18 protein-coding genes are annotated in these 15,049 nt (G+C 70.4%); 4 read left to right on the top strand and 14 right to left on the bottom strand.

Annotated features, from left to right (window positions below):
• Positions 1–44 precede the first annotated feature (44 nt).
• A complete protein-coding gene (gene ctaD, locus IEZ09_RS03260; protein ID WP_189251975.1) occupies positions 45–1,796 on the top strand; it encodes an aa3-type cytochrome oxidase subunit I in 1,752 nt (583 codons plus the stop codon).
• On the opposite strand, the gene IEZ09_RS03265 is transcribed toward ctaD, so the two are convergent.
• The 4 genes from IEZ09_RS03265 to IEZ09_RS03280 form a co-directional block, all read right to left on the bottom strand.
• Complete coding sequence (locus IEZ09_RS03265; protein WP_189251976.1) at positions 1,777–2,634, bottom strand: NmrA/HSCARG family protein; 858 nt, start codon at positions 2,632–2,634, stop codon at positions 1,777–1,779. The genes ctaD and IEZ09_RS03265 overlap by 20 nt on opposite strands.
• Positions 2,635–2,789: 155 nt before the next feature.
• Entirely contained in the window at positions 2,790–3,344 is a 555-nt protein-coding gene (locus tag IEZ09_RS03270; RefSeq protein ID WP_189251977.1) for a hemerythrin domain-containing protein, read from the bottom strand.
• Positions 3,341–4,000 carry a hypothetical protein gene (locus IEZ09_RS03275; RefSeq protein WP_189251978.1) on the bottom strand — a complete coding sequence of 220 codons (660 nt, stop codon included), beginning with the start codon at positions 3,998–4,000 and terminating at the stop codon, positions 3,341–3,343. Before IEZ09_RS03275 ends, IEZ09_RS03270 begins: the two co-directional genes overlap by 4 nt.
• A gap of 10 nt (positions 4,001–4,010) precedes the next feature.
• On the bottom strand, positions 4,011–4,337 hold the full coding sequence (locus IEZ09_RS03280) for a plasmid stabilization protein (protein ID WP_189251979.1): 327 nt from the start codon (positions 4,335–4,337) through the stop codon (positions 4,011–4,013).
• Positions 4,338–4,420: 83 nt separating this feature from the next.
• On the opposite strand from IEZ09_RS03280, the gene IEZ09_RS03285 reads away from it, so the two are divergent.
• The 3 genes from IEZ09_RS03285 to IEZ09_RS03295 are packed head-to-tail and all read left to right on the top strand — an operon-like array spanning position 4,421 to position 6,992.
• A complete protein-coding gene (locus IEZ09_RS03285) occupies positions 4,421–5,605 on the top strand; it encodes a cytochrome P450 (protein ID WP_189251980.1) in 1,185 nt (394 codons plus the stop codon).
• Positions 5,602–6,396, top strand: a complete 795-nt coding sequence (locus tag IEZ09_RS03290) for an SDR family oxidoreductase (RefSeq protein ID WP_189251981.1) — start codon at positions 5,602–5,604, stop codon at positions 6,394–6,396. Before IEZ09_RS03285 ends, IEZ09_RS03290 begins: the two co-directional genes overlap by 4 nt.
• Positions 6,396–6,992, top strand: coding sequence for a flavodoxin family protein (locus IEZ09_RS03295; RefSeq protein ID WP_189251982.1), 597 nt, complete (start codon positions 6,396–6,398; stop codon positions 6,990–6,992). The genes IEZ09_RS03290 and IEZ09_RS03295 overlap by 1 nt, the downstream gene beginning before the upstream one ends.
• On the opposite strand, the gene IEZ09_RS03300 is transcribed toward IEZ09_RS03295, so the two are convergent.
• The 10 genes from IEZ09_RS03300 to IEZ09_RS03345 are packed head-to-tail and all read right to left on the bottom strand — an operon-like array spanning position 6,902 to position 15,028.
• The gene (locus IEZ09_RS03300) at positions 6,902–7,489 is read right to left on the bottom strand and encodes a phosphatase PAP2 family protein (protein ID WP_189251983.1); all 588 of its coding nucleotides are present in this window, start codon (positions 7,487–7,489) and stop codon (positions 6,902–6,904) included. The two genes, IEZ09_RS03295 and IEZ09_RS03300, sit on opposite strands and share 91 nt — an antisense overlap.
• A 36-nt stretch (positions 7,490–7,525) precedes the next feature.
• Positions 7,526–8,197 carry an SDR family oxidoreductase gene (locus IEZ09_RS03305; protein WP_189251984.1) on the bottom strand — a complete coding sequence of 224 codons (672 nt, stop codon included), beginning with the start codon at positions 8,195–8,197 and terminating at the stop codon, positions 7,526–7,528.
• Entirely contained in the window at positions 8,197–9,474 is a 1,278-nt protein-coding gene (gene rfaE2, locus IEZ09_RS03310) for a D-glycero-beta-D-manno-heptose 1-phosphate adenylyltransferase (RefSeq protein WP_189251985.1), read from the bottom strand. The genes IEZ09_RS03305 and rfaE2 overlap by 1 nt, the downstream gene beginning before the upstream one ends.
• Positions 9,471–10,046 carry a D-sedoheptulose-7-phosphate isomerase gene (locus IEZ09_RS03315; RefSeq protein WP_189251986.1) on the bottom strand — a complete coding sequence of 192 codons (576 nt, stop codon included), beginning with the start codon at positions 10,044–10,046 and terminating at the stop codon, positions 9,471–9,473. The genes rfaE2 and IEZ09_RS03315 overlap by 4 nt, the downstream gene beginning before the upstream one ends.
• The gene (locus IEZ09_RS03320) at positions 10,043–11,242 is read right to left on the bottom strand and encodes a glycosyltransferase (RefSeq protein ID WP_189251987.1); all 1,200 of its coding nucleotides are present in this window, start codon (positions 11,240–11,242) and stop codon (positions 10,043–10,045) included. The genes IEZ09_RS03315 and IEZ09_RS03320 overlap by 4 nt, the downstream gene beginning before the upstream one ends.
• Complete coding sequence (locus tag IEZ09_RS03325; RefSeq protein WP_189251988.1) at positions 11,239–12,108, bottom strand: glycosyltransferase; 870 nt, start codon at positions 12,106–12,108, stop codon at positions 11,239–11,241. The genes IEZ09_RS03320 and IEZ09_RS03325 overlap by 4 nt, the downstream gene beginning before the upstream one ends.
• On the bottom strand, positions 12,105–13,079 hold the full coding sequence (locus IEZ09_RS03330; RefSeq protein ID WP_189251989.1) for a glycosyltransferase family 9 protein: 975 nt from the start codon (positions 13,077–13,079) through the stop codon (positions 12,105–12,107). Before IEZ09_RS03330 ends, IEZ09_RS03325 begins: the two co-directional genes overlap by 4 nt.
• Positions 13,076–13,591: a D-glycero-alpha-D-manno-heptose-1,7-bisphosphate 7-phosphatase gene (locus tag IEZ09_RS03335; protein WP_189251990.1), complete on the bottom strand. Its 516-nt coding sequence runs from the start codon at positions 13,589–13,591 to the stop codon at positions 13,076–13,078. The genes IEZ09_RS03330 and IEZ09_RS03335 overlap by 4 nt, the downstream gene beginning before the upstream one ends.
• A gap of 52 nt (positions 13,592–13,643) precedes the next feature.
• Positions 13,644–14,636, bottom strand: a complete 993-nt coding sequence (locus tag IEZ09_RS03340) for an NAD-dependent epimerase/dehydratase family protein (protein ID WP_189251991.1) — start codon at positions 14,634–14,636, stop codon at positions 13,644–13,646.
• Positions 14,633–15,028: a ChaB family protein gene (locus IEZ09_RS03345; RefSeq protein ID WP_189251992.1), complete on the bottom strand. Its 396-nt coding sequence runs from the start codon at positions 15,026–15,028 to the stop codon at positions 14,633–14,635. Before IEZ09_RS03345 ends, IEZ09_RS03340 begins: the two co-directional genes overlap by 4 nt.
• Positions 15,029–15,049: the final 21 nt, after the last annotated feature.

Genomic DNA, 15,049 nt, shown 5'->3' on the forward strand with positions numbered 1-15,049 from the left:
CTCATGGCCGTTTCCGGGTACCCGTGGCCGGGGTAGCCACACTCATGACCGCCCTGAAGCCGACGCCGGTGGTGCCGCACCCCGGAGTCGCACGCCGGCGTCCCAAAGGTGCCGTTTTCCTGTCCCTGCTGCGCACCACCGATCCCAAGCAGATCGGGATCCTCTACCTGGTGACGTCGTTCGCCTTCTTCATGGCGGGCGGTGTGATGGCGTTGCTCCTGCGCGCCGAACTGGCACGTCCGGGCCTGCAGTTCCTCTCGAACGAGCAGTACAACCAGCTGTTCACCATGCACGGCACGATCATGCTGCTGCTCTACGCGACGCCGATCCTGTTCGGGTTCGCCAACTTCGTCCTGCCGCTGCAGATCGGCTCGCCGGACGTCGCTTTCCCGCGCCTGAACGCGTTCTCGTACTGGTTGTTCCTGTTCGGCGGCCTGATCGTGATGAGCAGCTTCGTGACGCCCGCCGGCGCCGCGGACTTCGGCTGGACCGGCTACACCCCGCTGTCCAGCGCCACGCACGCCCCGGGAATCGGGCCGGACCTGTGGATCATGGGCTTGGCGGTCTCCGGCCTCGGCACGATCCTGGGCGCGGTCAACATGGTCACGACGATCGTCTGCCTGCGCGCACCCGGCATGACGATGTTCCGGATGCCGATCTTCACCTGGAACATCCTGGTGACGTCCGTGCTGATCCTGCTGGCGTTCCCGATCCTGACCGCCGCGCTGATGGGCCTCGCCGCCGACCGGCACCTCGGCGCGCACGTGTTCGACCCGGCCAACGGCGGCGTGATCCTGTGGCAGCACCTCTTCTGGTTCTTCGGCCACCCCGAGGTCTACATCGTCGCGCTGCCGTTCTTCGGGATCGTCACCGAGATCCTGCCGGTCTTCAGCCGCAAACCGCTGTTCGGCTACAAGGGCCTGGTGTTCGCGACCTTCGCGATCGGCATGCTGTCGGTCGCGGTGTGGGCGCACCACATGTTCGCGACCGGCGCCGTGCTGCTGCCGTTCTTCTCGCTGATGACGTTCCTGATCGCGGTGCCGACCGGGATCAAGTTCTTCAACTGGGCCGGCACGATGTGGCGCGGGCAGCTCACGTTCGAGACGCCGATGCTGTTCTCGATCGGCTTCCTGGTGACGTTCCTGCTCGGCGGCCTGACCGGGATCATCCTGGCCTCACCGCCGCTGGACTTCCACGTCCACGACACGTACTTCGTCGTCGCGCACTTCCACTACGTGCTGTTCGGCACGATCGTGTTCGCCACCTACGCCGGAATCTACTTCTGGTTCCCCAAGATGACCGGCCGGATGCTCAACGAACCGCTGGGCAAACTGCACTTCTGGACCACGTTCCTGGGCTTCCACGGCACGTTCCTCGTCCAGCACTGGCTCGGCAACCAGGGCTTCCCGCGCCGGTACGCCGACTACCTGCCGAGCGACGGGTTCACGTTGCTCAACACCATTTCGTCGATCAGCGCGTTCGTGCTCGGCGCGTCGGTGCTGCCGTTCCTCTACAACATCATGCGCAGCTACCGGCACGGCGAAGCGGCCGGGCGCGACGATCCCTGGGGGTACGGCAACTCGCTGGAGTGGGCCACGACCTCTCCCCCGCCGCGGCACAACTTCCTCGAACTGCCGAAGATCAGGTCCGAGCGGCCCGCGTTCGAGCTGCACTACCCCCACATGGTCGAGCGCATGCGCGAAGAAGCGCACTTCTCGATCGTGCGGCGCGGCCACCCCACCCCGCCCGACCAGCCGACGGAGGACACGCTCGCGTCTACCGAGCGCGAGAGCTGAGCCAGTCCCGCACGGTCTTCGCGGACGGCACGAGCGCACGCGTCTGGGCCGGGTCCACCTCGACCGGGTTGTCGTGCAGCCACCGCCACATCCTCAGCAGGTCGTCGCCGACGAACCGGCGGAACAGCCAGATCGGCATCGGGAAACGCCGGGGCGTGCTCCCGAACTCCGCACGCCACAGGTCGCGGCACTCGTCGATGCTGCGCACGTCGGACGCCAGCGAGAGGTCCGCTCCGACGAACCGGTCCGGCTCCGCGAACGCCCGTGCCGCGACCGCGCCGAGGTCGTCCGCGCACAGCCACACCAGCGGGCGCTCACCGCCGATCAGCTTCGGCATCAGGTGCCACATCGACACCGGCGGGTAGAAGTCCTTGTCGGTCATGAGTTCCATGAACGCCATCGGCCGCAGCACCGTGAGCGGAAGGCCCAGCGACTCCAGGTGGGCCTTGATGACCACTTTGGACTCCCACTGGGCGACACCGGTGCCGGGCCGCTCGACGCCGGCGGACCCGTACACCACGTGCCGCACGCCGGCCTCGGCCGCGGCGTCGCCGACGTTGCGGCCCTGCGCGAGCTCGCCGTCGTGCCCGCTGATCATCGGGTTCTGCACGCTGAACACGCCGTGTGCCCCGGCGAACGCGGGGCGCAACGTGGCGACGTCCGCCATGTCCGCCCGCACCACCTCGGCCCCGGCCTCGGCCAGGCGCTTCGCCTTCGCCGACGACGGGTCGCGGGTCAGCGCCCGCACCCGCCAGCCGGCCGCGAGCAGGTGCCGGGTGACGGCGCCGCCCTGGCGACCCGTCGCACCGGTGACCGCAACCATCCCGGGATCGTTCATCGCAGGCCTCCTGGCCTGCTTATCGTCCGGGATCGGAGTCCATTACGAGGCGATTGGAATCCCCTGGGGCGTGGCGCGATGAAGGGCTCCTTCATCCACCTGACGTGGAGCAAGGAGCCCTTCATCGACGGAGCCGGTGCCTACGGGGCTGGGCCTCAGGAGCCGGCCTTCTGCATCTCGCGCTGCAGCTCGGACTTGCTCATCGACGAGGCGTTCTGCAGCCCGAGGTTGCGGGCCTGCGCGAGCAGTTCCTCCCGGCTCGCCTGGCCGGGGATGTCGCCGAGGTGGTCGGCCCGCACGTGGGCGAACTTCTCGCCGAGCTCGTGGCGGCGCTCGTCGCTCAGGCGGCGCTTCATGCCAGGAAGGACCGTCTTCTCCTCTTCTTCGACGTGGTGCGTGACCGCCTCGATGACCTCGCGCAGCTTCGAGTCGTACTGCGGCGAGTCGTACTCGCAGTCGAGGAGCTCGGCGAGCAGGCGCTCGGCCTGGGCGTGCTCCTCCTGGCTGTGCTCGACCTCGTCGGACTCGTCCGCCTCCTGCTTGGCGACCGGGTAGACCTCGGTCTCCTCGGCCCTGCTGTGGGCGACGAGCAGGCCGCACAGCACCGGGGTCAGCAGTGGCCGTTTCTCCGGGTTGTTCTGCAGCTCCGCGAACAGGCGCTCCACCTCGCGGTGGTCCTGCATGATCAGGTCGACGACGTCGTACTTCACGGTGGATCTCCTTCAGTTCGGGGATAACGCGTGGTGATGGGTGCGAGGCCGCGCCGTCCGATCCGGCCGAGCGCCACGCCGAACGCGCTGATCACCGTCAACGCCACCAGGGCGCCGATGACGATGGACCAGGTGAGGCCGGCGCCCAGCAGGCCGGCCGCGGCACCGGCGATGGTGCCGGCGACGAGTCCGTTGACGAGGTTCACGAACCCGGCGACGCTCAGCGCGGTGCCGATCAGCTTCGGCCGCCGGGCCTTGGGCCAGCCGGTCTGGCCGGCGTCGGCCTCGACGGCGGCCGTGTCGTCGTGCACCTGACGGACGAAGGCGTCCCTTGTGGACGGTTCGAGGTCGCCGTAGACGTGCCGGATGCGGTTGATCCCCAGGCCGGCCTGGACGTCCTCGATGGACAGTTCCACCGTGCGGAACAGGGTGGCTAGCCCGATCAGGAACAACCCGCTGAAGACGACGAGCACCAGCGTCAGCAGCACCGGCGGCGGCACCACCTGGGCGACGAAGCCCAGGGCGATCATCGACGCGGAGATCGTGGTGAGCAGGTGTCCTGCCCGTCCGGTCGCGTCGGTGATCGTCGCGGTGCGCACCATCTGCAACGTGTAGTGCTCGGTGGTGAGGATCGTCAGCGCCGAGGGCTTGTCCACGTGCGGCACGTCAGCGTCCGAGGGCGTCGGCCAGCTCCTTCTTCGTCATCGTCGAGAGGCCCCTGATGTTCTTCTTCTTGGCTTCGTTGTAGAGCTGCTCCTTCGTCAAGCCCTTCGGCCGGTTGGTGCCCGACCGCTGACCGCCGCGCTTCTGCGGTGACATGTCCTTCGTCGAGGACTTGCTGGCGGTCTTGGACTCGCCGGACTGGGCGCGGTTCTTGTTCACCGTGCGCGCGGCGATCTCCTTCGCCCGTTTGGGCGACGCGCCACGGCTGCGGGCGGAGTCCTTGATGTGTTCGTACTGGCGTTCACGTTTCGCGTTCGATCCCGCTGGCATCACGACCTCCTGGTTCGAGCTGACCCGCGAATACCCCCGGTCAGGGCGGTTCACACCAGGGTGACGACGGGTAGCCGAGAGGCATGGCGATCTCATCACGACTCGACACCGCCCGAGTGTTCTCGATGGTTCTGCTGCCCACGCTCGCGAAGGGCGTCATCGTCCGCAGGCCCGGCGTGATGGCCCTGTCGGAGAAGCTGCAGGCCGACGGCACCGCGATCGACACGATGCGGCACCTGCGCGACCGCTACGGCCCGGAGCCGGTGCGGCTGCGCATCACCGGCCGCAGTGTCGCGATGCTGGTCGACCCGGCTGACGTCGGCCGGTTGCTGGCCGAGTCGCCAGAACCGTTCGCGCTCGCCACCAAGGAGAAGAAGGCCGCGCTGAAGCACTTCCAGCCGCACGGCGTGCTGATCTCCGAAGGCACGTCCCGGGAACGGCGCAGGGAGCTCAACGAGCGCGCGTTGCGGCCGGAGAACGTGCCCGTCGACGCGATCGTGCGCGACGAGGCCGACCTGCTCACCCGGCACGTGATGAGCACCGGTGAGCTGACCTGGGACGCGTTCGCCCAGGCGTGGTGGCGGGTGGTGCGCAGGATCGTGCTCGGTGACCGCGCCCGCGACGACGAGCAGCTGACCGACGACCTGAAGGCGCTGCGGGAGAACGCCAACTGGGCGTTCCTCCACCCCAAGCAGCGTGACCTGCGGGAACGCTTCCAGCGCAGGCTCGACGAGCACCTCGGCCGCGCCGAGGAGGGCAGCCTGGCCGCCCAGCCGGGTGACCTGGCCGGTCAGGTGCCGCACTGGCTGTTCGCGTTCGACGCGGCCGGGATCGTCACCATGCGGGCGCTCGCGATCGGCGGCCGCGGCACGTACGGCATCCTCGAGTCGGCCCGGCTGTGGCCGACGACGCCGGTGATCCTGCGGGAGAGCACGAAGCCCACCCGCTGGCACGGCACGTGGCTGCCGGAGAACACCGAGTTCGTCGTGTTCGCGCCGTTCTTCCACCGCGACCCGGACCGGTTGCCGTACGCCGACGAATACGCGCCGGAGATCTGGGACCGGCCCCTCGACCCGGCGATCGTGCCGTTCAGCGGCGGTCCCGGCGTGTGCCCCGGCCGTGACCTCGTGCTGGCGACCGGCAGCGCGATGCTGGACGCGCTGAGCGAGCACCTCGCGTTCCCGAAGCTCACCGCGCCGCTGCCGAGGACGCTCAACCACTTCGGGCTGCGCATGCACGCCACCCCCACGGGTACTCGCGTCTCATGAACGCACCCATGTACGCCGTGGTGACAGGGGCGGACTCCGGTATCGGCAAGGCCATCGCCGTCGCACTGGCGGGTGGCGGTGTGGACGTGGGCATCACGTACCACGAGGACGCCGACGGAGCCGCGAAGACCGCCGACCAGGTGCGGGAGGCGGGCGCCCGCTGTGCCGTGCGGCAGCTGGACCTCACCGATCTGCCCGCTGCGGCGACCGTCGTGGACGAGCTGGCCGAGGAACTGGGCGGCGTCGACGTCCTGGTGAACTGCGCGGGCACCGGCAGCAGCCAGAAGGTCATGGACATGTCGTTCGACACCTGGCGCGAGGTGCTCTCGGTCGACCTGGACGGCGCGTTCCTGTGCTGCCAGCGCGCGGCCAGGCGCATGATCGACGCCGGCCGCGGCGGCCGGATCATCAACATCACCTCGGTCCACGAGCACCTGCCACGGGTCGGCGCCGCGCCGTACTGCGCCGCGAAGGCAGGGCTCGGCGCGCTGACCGAGGTCCTCGCGCTCGAACTGTCCGAGCACGGCATCACCGTGAACTCCGTGGCACCGGGCGAGATCTCCACACCGATGACCGGCCAGGAGGACGTCGACCCGCGCACCCAGCCCCGGCCGGGCGTGCCGCTCGGCCGTCCCGGCCACGCCGCCGAAGTAGCTGCCGTGGTGGCGTTCCTGGCCACTCCCGCCGCCAGCTACGTGACCGGAGCGTCGTTCGTCGTGGACGGCGGAATGTCCCTGATGGGCCCGCAGGCGAGCGGAATGCTCACCGACGAGAAGTGGAGGCAGCCCTGATGCGCGCCGTGGTGCTGAACTGCACCCTGAAGAAGTCGCCGGAGGAGTCCAACACCGACATGCTCGCCCAGGTCGTGATCGACGAGCTGACGAAGAAGGACGTCGACGTCACCACGTACCGGCTCGCCGACCACAACATCCCGCCCGGCGTGACGACCGATCTCGGTCCGGGTGACGAGTGGCCGCGCATCCACGCGTCGTTGCTGGACGCGGAGATCCTGGTGTTCGCGACACCGACGTGGGTCGGGCACCCGTCCTCGCTCGCGCAACGGGCGCTGGAGCGGATGGACGCGATGATCTCCGAGACCGACGACGAGGACCGGCCGGTGGCCTACAACCGCGTCGCGGGTGTCGTGGTGACCGGCAACGAGGACGGCGCGCACCACGTGATCAGCGAGATCGCCGGCGGGCTCGGCGACATCGGCTACACGATCCCCGGCCAGGCCTGGACGTACTGGAACCGCGGTCCTGGCCCCGGCCCGAGCTTCTCCGAGACCTCGGAGGGTCACGAGTGGTCGGAGAACACCGGCCGCACCATGGCCGCCAACCTCCACGCCGTCGCCCTCGCCTTGGCGGAACGCCCGATTCCCGCCTGAGCGAACGCGACGACCGCGCCGATCAGCAGTCCTCCCAGGACATCCGTGGGCCAGTGCACGCGGGTCCGCAAGCGGCTGTAGGCGACCAGCAGCACCAGGGGCGTCACGAGAACAGCGGCCTCCCGGTCCTGCAACGCGGTGGCGGTGCCGAACGCGGCAGCCGTCACCGCGTGCTTGGACGGGAACGACGACGAGTCCGGGTGTTCCGGTAAGGCCTTTCTCGCGGGCATGTTCGCGGACGGCGGCCTGCGGCGGTGCACGACCAGGCTGATCAGGTGCCCGATCGGCAACGCCACCGCGGCCGCCGTCAACGCCTTCTTCGCCGCTTTTCGCTTGCCCGCCAAGGCCATCAGGCCGGCGACCGGCACCCACAGCGCACCACCCCGTGCCATGACGCTCGCGGCGATGATGATCGGGTTGGGACGTTCGGACGGCAACGCGTCGCTGTCGTGCAGGGACTCCTCGTCCAGCTCCTCGAGCTCGTCATCACCGATCATGCTGTTCTACGTACCCAGAACGGGTGATCGAAGAACCTAGGGCCAGGACGGTTCCTCGCTGTGCGCGATCACCAGCTCGCGGATCTCGCAGCCGGGCGGCTGGCTCAGTGCGAACACGATCGCGGACGCGACGCGGTCCGGCGGGTTGAGCTTGTCCAGGTCCTTCGGCCGGTACTGCTCGGTCCTGTCGTCGAAGAAGTTCGTCCGCATCCCGCCGGGCACGATCAGCGTGACACCGATCCGGCCAGCGGTCTCCGCGGCCAGCGCGCGGGTGAACCCGACGACGCCGAACTTCGAGGCGCAGTACGCGGTCGCGTCGCTGACGGCCCGCAGCCCGAGCGTCGAAGCGACCGTCACCACACGGCCGTTCTCCAGGTGCGGCAACGCGGCCCTGACCACCGCGGCGGTGCCGAAGAGGTTCACACGGACGACGTTCTCCCACTCCTCCGCCGGCACTTCGGCCAGAGTGCCGCAGCGGTCGATGCCCGCCGCGGTCACGACGCCGCTGAACCCTCCGTGCCGTTCGGCCAGCTTCTGCACGGCCGCTTCGGCCGCTCGTCCGTCCGCCAGGTCGACCAGCTCGAACTCGGCGGCGGACGGCGCGGACTTGTCCAGCACCAGCGGTGTTCCCCCGGCCTCTCGCACCGCGTCCACCACGGCGGCACCGAGGCCTCCCGCACCTCCGGTCACCAGCACGTTGCCCAGCATCAAGCCCTCCTCGACAGGATCTCGGTCGTCGAATGTCCACGGTGGTACGGCACGACGACGGTCCGGCCGCCCCAGCGCCGCACCACGGCGGCCTCTGGCAGCAGGTCGGCGTTGTAGTCGCCGCCCTTCACCCACACGTCCGGCCGCAACCGGCCCAGCACCGCTTCCGGGGTGTCCTCGCCGAACACGACCACGTCGTCCACCGACTCCAGTGCGCGCAACACCTCGATGCGCTCGTTCTGGCCGTTGACCGGCCGCCCCTCGCCCTTCAGGCGCCGCACCGACAGGTCGGAGTTGAGGCACACCACCAGGCAGTCCCCCAACGCCCGTGCCGCGGCGAGCATCCGCACGTGTCCCGGGTGCAGGACGTCGAAACAGCCTCCGGTGGCGACGACGGTTCCGCCACGCCGACGCACCTCGTCCACCGTGGACGGAAGTGGTGCCCTCATGCCCGACACACCGCCGTGCGCGAGGAACTCGGCCGCGGCGGCCACCGCGTCGGCGACCGCGTCGTCCGGAGCGGCACCGCGGGCCAGCCGGACGGCCGCCGTCACGGCGAACCTGTCCCCGGCACCACACGGATCGGCAACGGGGACAACGGGTGCGGGCACCGCGACCGGCATCCCTCCGCAGTGGAGCACCGCGCCGTTGCCGCCCAGGGTCACCACGACCGCCCGCGCCTTCCACTCGGCCCGCAGCCCGGCCGCCGCCTCGTCGGGGTCGGCCGTGCCGCTGAACGCGGTGGCCTCCGGCAGGTTCGGCGTCGCGAGCCGCACTCCGGGCACCGGCGCCGGTCCACGTGGATGCGGATCCCAGACCACCGGCACCCGTGCGAGCACCGAGCGGAGCCGTTCGTCGCGCAGCAGCCCTCGTCCGTAGTCCGACGCCAGCACGAAGTCCGCCGACAGCACGACGTCGAGCATGTCGTCGGTGACCTGCGGCGGCGCCGAACCACCACCGCGATCCATCCGGGCCAGGGACGTTCCACCGCAGCGCAACCGCGTCTTCACCGGCACCGAGTCGGCTCGGCCGAACACGCCGGGAACCTCGATCAGCGACCGCAGCCGCTCCCCCGCCTCGTCCTCGGACAGCGCGCTGACCAGCGTCACGTCCACGCCGTCCCGCGCGGCCATCGTCGCCGCCAGCGCCGCGCCACCGGCACGCGGGTGTTCCGCGGAGACGTCCAGCACGGGCGCGGGCGCGTCCGGGCACAGCCTGCTGACGGTGCCTTCCACGTCGACGTCCAGCAGTGCGTCCCCCACCACGACCAGCTTCACGACGCCCTCCGGTAGGCCGAGGGCAGTGCGGCCTCGAAGGCTTCGCACAACGCGTGCACCACCACGAGCTGCGCTTCCTGCACGTGGCAGGGGTCGCCGGGCAACGCGAGCGTGTCGTCGGCCAGCGAGGCCAGCGGGTTCGGCAACGGCCCGGTCAGCGCCCACACGCTCGCTCCAGCCAGCCGGCCAGCGTGCGCCGCCTCCAGCAGGTTCGGGCTGCTGCCGCTGGTCGACAGCAGGACCACCACGTCACCAGGCCTGGCGTGTGCCGTCACCTGACGCGCGAACACCTGGTCGTAGCCGTAGTCGTTGGCGATGGCCGTGACGCTGGACGTCTCGGAGCACAACGCCAGTGCGGAGAACGCGGCGCGGTCGTGCCGATACCGCCCGACGAGCTCGGCGGTCAGGTGCTGGGCCTCCGCGGCCGATCCGCCGTTGCCCGCGGCGAGCAGCCTGCCGCCGTCGGTCAGCAGGCGGGCGAGCTCGCCGCCCCAGCGGTTGATCCGCGAGGCCTGCGCCCGCAGACCGGTCAACGTCTCGTTCAGTCCGGAGAGATGGCTTTCGACGGTCACCGAGCCACCGCCAAGCCGTCGTTCGCGGACACCCGGCGGTAGACGTGCTCGCACCGGGCCGCCACCTCGTCCCACGTGTACCGGGCGTCCACCCGGTCCTGGCCCGCGATGCCGTACGCCATGCCGCGCGAGGGATCGGCGAGCAACCTGCGCAGCGCCCGTCCGAGAGCCTTCGGGTCACGTGGCGGGGTCAGCACGCCCGTGACGCCGTGGACCACGGTGTCGGTCAGGCCGCCGACGGCCGACGCGACAACCGGTACACCACACGCCATCGCCTCCAACGGCACGATGCCGAACGGCTCGTACCACGGCACGCACGCCACCACGTCGGCAGAGCGCAGCAGCGCCGGCATGTCCGTGCGTGCGACCTGCCCGATCAGGTGCACGCGGTCCGACACTCCGTGCGCCTCGGCGCAGGCGAGCAGTCGTTGCGCCTCAGGGTCATGCCGGAGGTCGGCCGAGCCGCCCGCGATCACCAGTTCGGCGTCCGGCACCAGTGCCAGCGCGGCGATCAGGTCGTCGAACCCCTTGCGCGGCACCAGCCTGCCGACCGACACGATCCGGTGCTGCGCGGTCCGCGGTGCGACCGGGCCGACCGACTCGAACAGCTTCGTGTCCACCCCGCACGGCACGACCGTGATCTTGTTCCGCTTCAGCCCCATCGCCATCAGCTCTTCGACCTCGTCGTCGCACGTGGCCGCGATGGCGTCCACCTCGTGCCCGACGAGCCGTTCGACGGCGATCCGGTCGGTGGGGCTGGTGTCCTGCGCGCCCTGGTGACGGCGCTTCACCGTGCCCAGCGCGTGGTAGGTGTGCACGACGGGGACGCGCTCGCGGCGCGCCGCCAGCACCGAGGCCAGGCCGGACATCCAGAAGTGGCTGTGCACCACGTCCGGCCGCTGGTCCTGCCAGTCGTGCATCAGAAACCGGGAGAAGTCGGTCATGTGCGGCAGCAGGTCGTCCTTCGGGATCTGCTTCGCCGGTCCGGCGGGCACGTGCACGACCTCGTAGCCGTCCGAAGTGTCGACCCGGCGCGGCAGACCGCGCGCGTCGCGTCGCGTGTAGACCGCGACCTCATGACCACGTCGCACCAGAGCCGCCGCGAGCGCGGCCACGTGCACGTTCTGTCCTCCCGCGTCGGCACCACCCAGAGCCGCGAGCGGGCTGGCGTGCTCCGACACCATCGCGATCCTCATCCGATCACCTCCTTCAGCACCACGTCCCAGTTGCGCAGGAACGCATCGAGCCCGTACCGGGCCAGCGCGAACTCGCGGGCCCGTTTCCCTTTCTCGTGCGCGAGAGCCGGATCCGAGACCAGCTCCCGCGCTGCCGCCGCCAACTCCTCCACGTTCGTCGAGATCGCGCCCACCTCCGCGGACACGGCACGCAACGCCTCCGTCGACGCGAGCGCGACCACCGGCATGCCGATGTGCATCGCCTCCAGCAGCGAAAGCCCCAGCGACGTCCAGCGCGCGGTGTGCACGTAGACGCGGCGGCGGGCCAGTTCCCGGTGCAGGACCGGAAGTTCGTGGTCCCCCAGGCCACCGATCTGCTCGGTCCCCATGCCGAAGACGTCGACCGGTTCGAACCGCGGCAGCAGGTCGGTGCCGACGATCCGGCCGCGGCGGACCGGTTCGTTGATCACCGCGGCCGCGCGCGGGAGTTCGCCGGTGTACAGCGGACCGGGATCGACGACGCCGTGCTCGATCACGACGGTCCTGGTGGTGCCGCAGTCCCACATGAGGTCGTTGAAGTGCGTGACGTGGACGATCGTGCCGTCCCAGCCCGCCAGCGGGTGTTCTTGGCCGGGAGCGCGCGGCGTGTTGTGCTCCAGGTACACCACCGGGATTCCGACCGGTACCTGCGAGAGCTCCTCGACCCGTTGCACGACGGCGATGTCGGCGCCAGCGGAGTCCACTTCGGATAGATGAACCTCCGTCGCGGACCACGGCCGCCCGGCGAGCCCGATGCCCTCCGGCGGGCCGGGGATCAGGTAGTCGTGACCGCCCTGGACGAACGCGTGCGTCCAGGAACCGTGCACGTGCCACAGCAGAATCCTCATGCCGTCACCTCCGCAACAGCCGCGACGACGTCGGCCGGGTCGATCAGGTCGAGACACGGGTGGCCGGGTACCGGGCACTCACGGGCCCTGGTGCCGGCGCACGGCGCGTTCAGGTCGCCGAGCAGCACGTGTTTGCCGTGCGGGGCCCACCTGGACGCCGGAACGACCGGGGCGAACAACGACACGACGGGGGTGCCGACCGCGGCCGCGAGGTGGGCGGGCCCGGTGTTGCCGACGACGACGGCGTCGGCACCGGCCAGCACCCCGGCCAGCTCGCGGAAGCTGGTGCGCCCGCCGAGATCGTGTCCGCACGCGCCCGCGACGTGCTCGGTCAGCCCGGCCTCTGCCGGACCTCCGGTCACGACGACGCGATACCCGGCCGCGGTCAGCGCGACCACGGCTTTCGCCCACCGGTCAGGCGACCAGGTGCGGGCGGGCGCCGTCGCACCGGGGTGCACCACAACGTACGGACGGCTCAGTGGGGTCTTCGGCGGCTCGACCACGGCGAGACTGCTGTCCGACGCCGGGAAACCCGCCGCTCGCGCGACCTCGAGCGCTCGTTCCGCCTCCGGGATGTCCGGGTCGTCACGCAGCCGGACGTCCAGCAACGAGCCGGGGTAGTCGACCGACCGCGCGACGATCTTCGGCACACCCGCCAGCCGCAGGACGAGGGCCAGCGGCAACGGACTCTGGTGGAACGAGGTGAGGATCAGCGCCACGTCGGCGCGGACACCGTGCAGCAACGCCGTCATGGCCTCGATGTCGAAGGGGCGGACGTCCGGTGCGGGGTTCGCGATCCACGGGCACTCCCACTCGATGATCCGGGTGACGCCGGGCAGCATCTCGGCTGCCTGGACGCCGCCGGGACCGCACAGGAAGACGACCTCGCCCGCCGTCGCGGCGGCGCGCACAGCGGGTCCGGACAGCAACACGTCACCGTCGCTGTCGAGCCGGGCGATCAGGGTCCTCACCGGATCATCCCCGCCACGGCGTGCAGGTCGGGGGCGACGCGCGGGGCGCGCTCGACCTCTTCCGGCCTGGTCACCTCGGTCGGCACCAGCACCGGCACGGCGCCGGCGGCCTCGGCGGCCGCCACGTCGGCCCCGATGTCCCCCACGACGAGCGTGCGTTCCGGGCGGACCCCCAGCGCCGCACAGGCGGAAATCACCAGGCCGGGTGCCGGTTTGCGGCACGCGCACCCCTCGTCGGGGTGGTGCGGGCAGATCTGCCAGGTGCCGAACCGGCCCAGCAGCTCCTCGACCCGTGCGTTCACCGCGGCGACCTGTGTCTCGGTGAGCAGCCCGCGGCCGATGCCGGACTGGTTGCTCACCACACCGGTGCGCACGCCGTGGGTGCGCAGGTCCCGCAGGATCTCGCGGGCACCCGGCATCGGTACGACGCGCTGAGGGTCGCCGTTGTACGGAACGTCGCGAATGAGTGTTCCGTCGCGGTCGAAGAGCACCGCGTCGAAGGCCTGGTCCATAGAGGAGATTTAGCCGCCAGAAGCGGCTTGAAACGCTACTCCGCGAAGCGATTCACAGCACCGGGCTGGCCGGAACGTGTTTACCTTCCCCAATTCCCCGGACAAGTGCTTGAAGCGTCTCCTGCGCGTCGAAAGCGGGCTTCCAGCCGAGTTCCGTCCGGGCGCGGGCCGCGTCCAGCAGCGGCGCCGTCAGCGCCAGATCGACCCATCCCGGTGGAGTCGGCTGCAGACGCAATCGCCAGGTGACGTTCGCGAGTAGACGCAACAGCCACGGCGGAACCGGGAGGTGCCTTCCCCCGAGCAGCTCAGCGAGAACACGGGGAGTGACGACGGGCTCGGCCACGAGGTTGACCGGACCGTGCAGACGGTGCCGCAGGATGAGTGCGACGGCGTCGGCGACGTCAGCGGAGTGGACGAACTGCAGCACCAGGTCGTTCGGCAGCGGAAGGACCGGGATCCGGTGCCGGAACAGCGCTTTCGGCACCAGGCTGCCGAGGAAGTAGTCGTGCACCTCCGTGCCCGCGTCGGGCTGCAGGATCAGGCCGGGCCGCGGCCGGGAGATCAGCATGCTGGTCTCGTACTGGTTCAGCATGTGCTCCACGGCGGCCTTGTGCCTGCTGTAGAACGACGACGACACGCCGTCGACCGGCCACGACTCGTCGACGCGGTGGTCCTTGCGGGTCGGTGAATAGGCGCCGACGGACGACATGTGCACGAGGTGCGGCACGCCGGCCCTGGCCGCGGCGTTGAAGACGCGCGACGATCCGGCGACGTTCGTGCGGTAGAGCTCGCGCTGGTCGTGGGACGGCTGGATGAGCCACGCGAGGTGGACCACCGCGTCGGCGCCCTCGAACGCGATGTCGAGCAGCTCTTCGGCGCCGGGCTGACCGATGTCGATCGGCGTCCAGTCGACGCCCTGGTACGGCGGCGCGTCCGCGGGTGGCCGGCGGGAGATGCCGTGCACCCGGACGTCCGGCTCCTCGGCGAGCCTGCGCAGGAGGGCGGTGCCGACGTTGCCGGTCGCGCCCGTGACGACGACCTTCACGATCGCGCTCGCGCGGTCTCGCGGTTGTTCGCCTTCTCGATCGCCTCGACGAGCTCGTCCTTGGTCATCTGCGACCGGCCCTCGATCTTCAGGCGCTTCGCGATGTCGTAGAGGTGCTGCTTGCTCGCGTTGGCGTCCACACCGCCGGCCGTCTCGCCCTGGGCCGGTGTGCTGCGCTCGGCCTGCCGGTCGGACGGCCCCTTCTCGGCCTTGGCCTCCCAGTGGTCGCCGACCTTCTCGAAGCTGTGCTTGAGTGCCGAGAAGGCGGTGCGGTGCGCCCGTTCGCCTTCGCCGTACGTCTCGACGGCGGAGTCGTGCGCCTTGATCCACGTCCGCTGTGCCTTCTTCGACGAACGTGCCACCGTGCTGGGCAGTTCCTCGCGTCCGGGCATGGCTCCTCCAAGGTTTCGACC

Source organism: Lentzea flava (assembly GCF_014648475.1).
Lineage (GTDB): Bacteria > Actinomycetota > Actinomycetes > Mycobacteriales > Pseudonocardiaceae > Lentzea > Lentzea flava.

What these genes read in the sequence shown, in the direction of transcription:
- ctaD (WP_189251975.1), top strand. Translation starts at nt 45, where the DNA reads ATGACCGCCCTGAAGCCGACGCCGGTGGTGCCGCACCCCGGAGTCGCA.
- IEZ09_RS03265 (WP_189251976.1), bottom strand. Translation starts at nt 2,634, where the DNA reads ATGAACGATCCCGGGATGGTTGCGGTCACCGGTGCGACGGGTCGCCAG.
- IEZ09_RS03280 (WP_189251979.1), bottom strand. Translation starts at nt 4,337, where the DNA reads ATGCCAGCGGGATCGAACGCGAAACGTGAACGCCAGTACGAACACATC.
- IEZ09_RS03285 (WP_189251980.1), top strand. Translation starts at nt 4,421, where the DNA reads ATGGCGATCTCATCACGACTCGACACCGCCCGAGTGTTCTCGATGGTT.
- IEZ09_RS03290 (WP_189251981.1), top strand. Translation starts at nt 5,602, where the DNA reads ATGAACGCACCCATGTACGCCGTGGTGACAGGGGCGGACTCCGGTATC.
- IEZ09_RS03295 (WP_189251982.1), top strand. Translation starts at nt 6,396, where the DNA reads ATGCGCGCCGTGGTGCTGAACTGCACCCTGAAGAAGTCGCCGGAGGAG.
- IEZ09_RS03300 (WP_189251983.1), bottom strand. Translation starts at nt 7,489, where the DNA reads ATGATCGGTGATGACGAGCTCGAGGAGCTGGACGAGGAGTCCCTGCAC.
- IEZ09_RS03305 (WP_189251984.1), bottom strand. Translation starts at nt 8,197, where the DNA reads ATGCTGGGCAACGTGCTGGTGACCGGAGGTGCGGGAGGCCTCGGTGCC.
- IEZ09_RS03320 (WP_189251987.1), bottom strand. Translation starts at nt 11,242, where the DNA reads ATGAGGATCGCGATGGTGTCGGAGCACGCCAGCCCGCTCGCGGCTCTG.
- IEZ09_RS03325 (WP_189251988.1), bottom strand. Translation starts at nt 12,108, where the DNA reads ATGAGGATTCTGCTGTGGCACGTGCACGGTTCCTGGACGCACGCGTTC.
- IEZ09_RS03335 (WP_189251990.1), bottom strand. Translation starts at nt 13,591, where the DNA reads ATGGACCAGGCCTTCGACGCGGTGCTCTTCGACCGCGACGGAACACTC.
- IEZ09_RS03345 (WP_189251992.1), bottom strand. Translation starts at nt 15,028, where the DNA reads ATGCCCGGACGCGAGGAACTGCCCAGCACGGTGGCACGTTCGTCGAAG.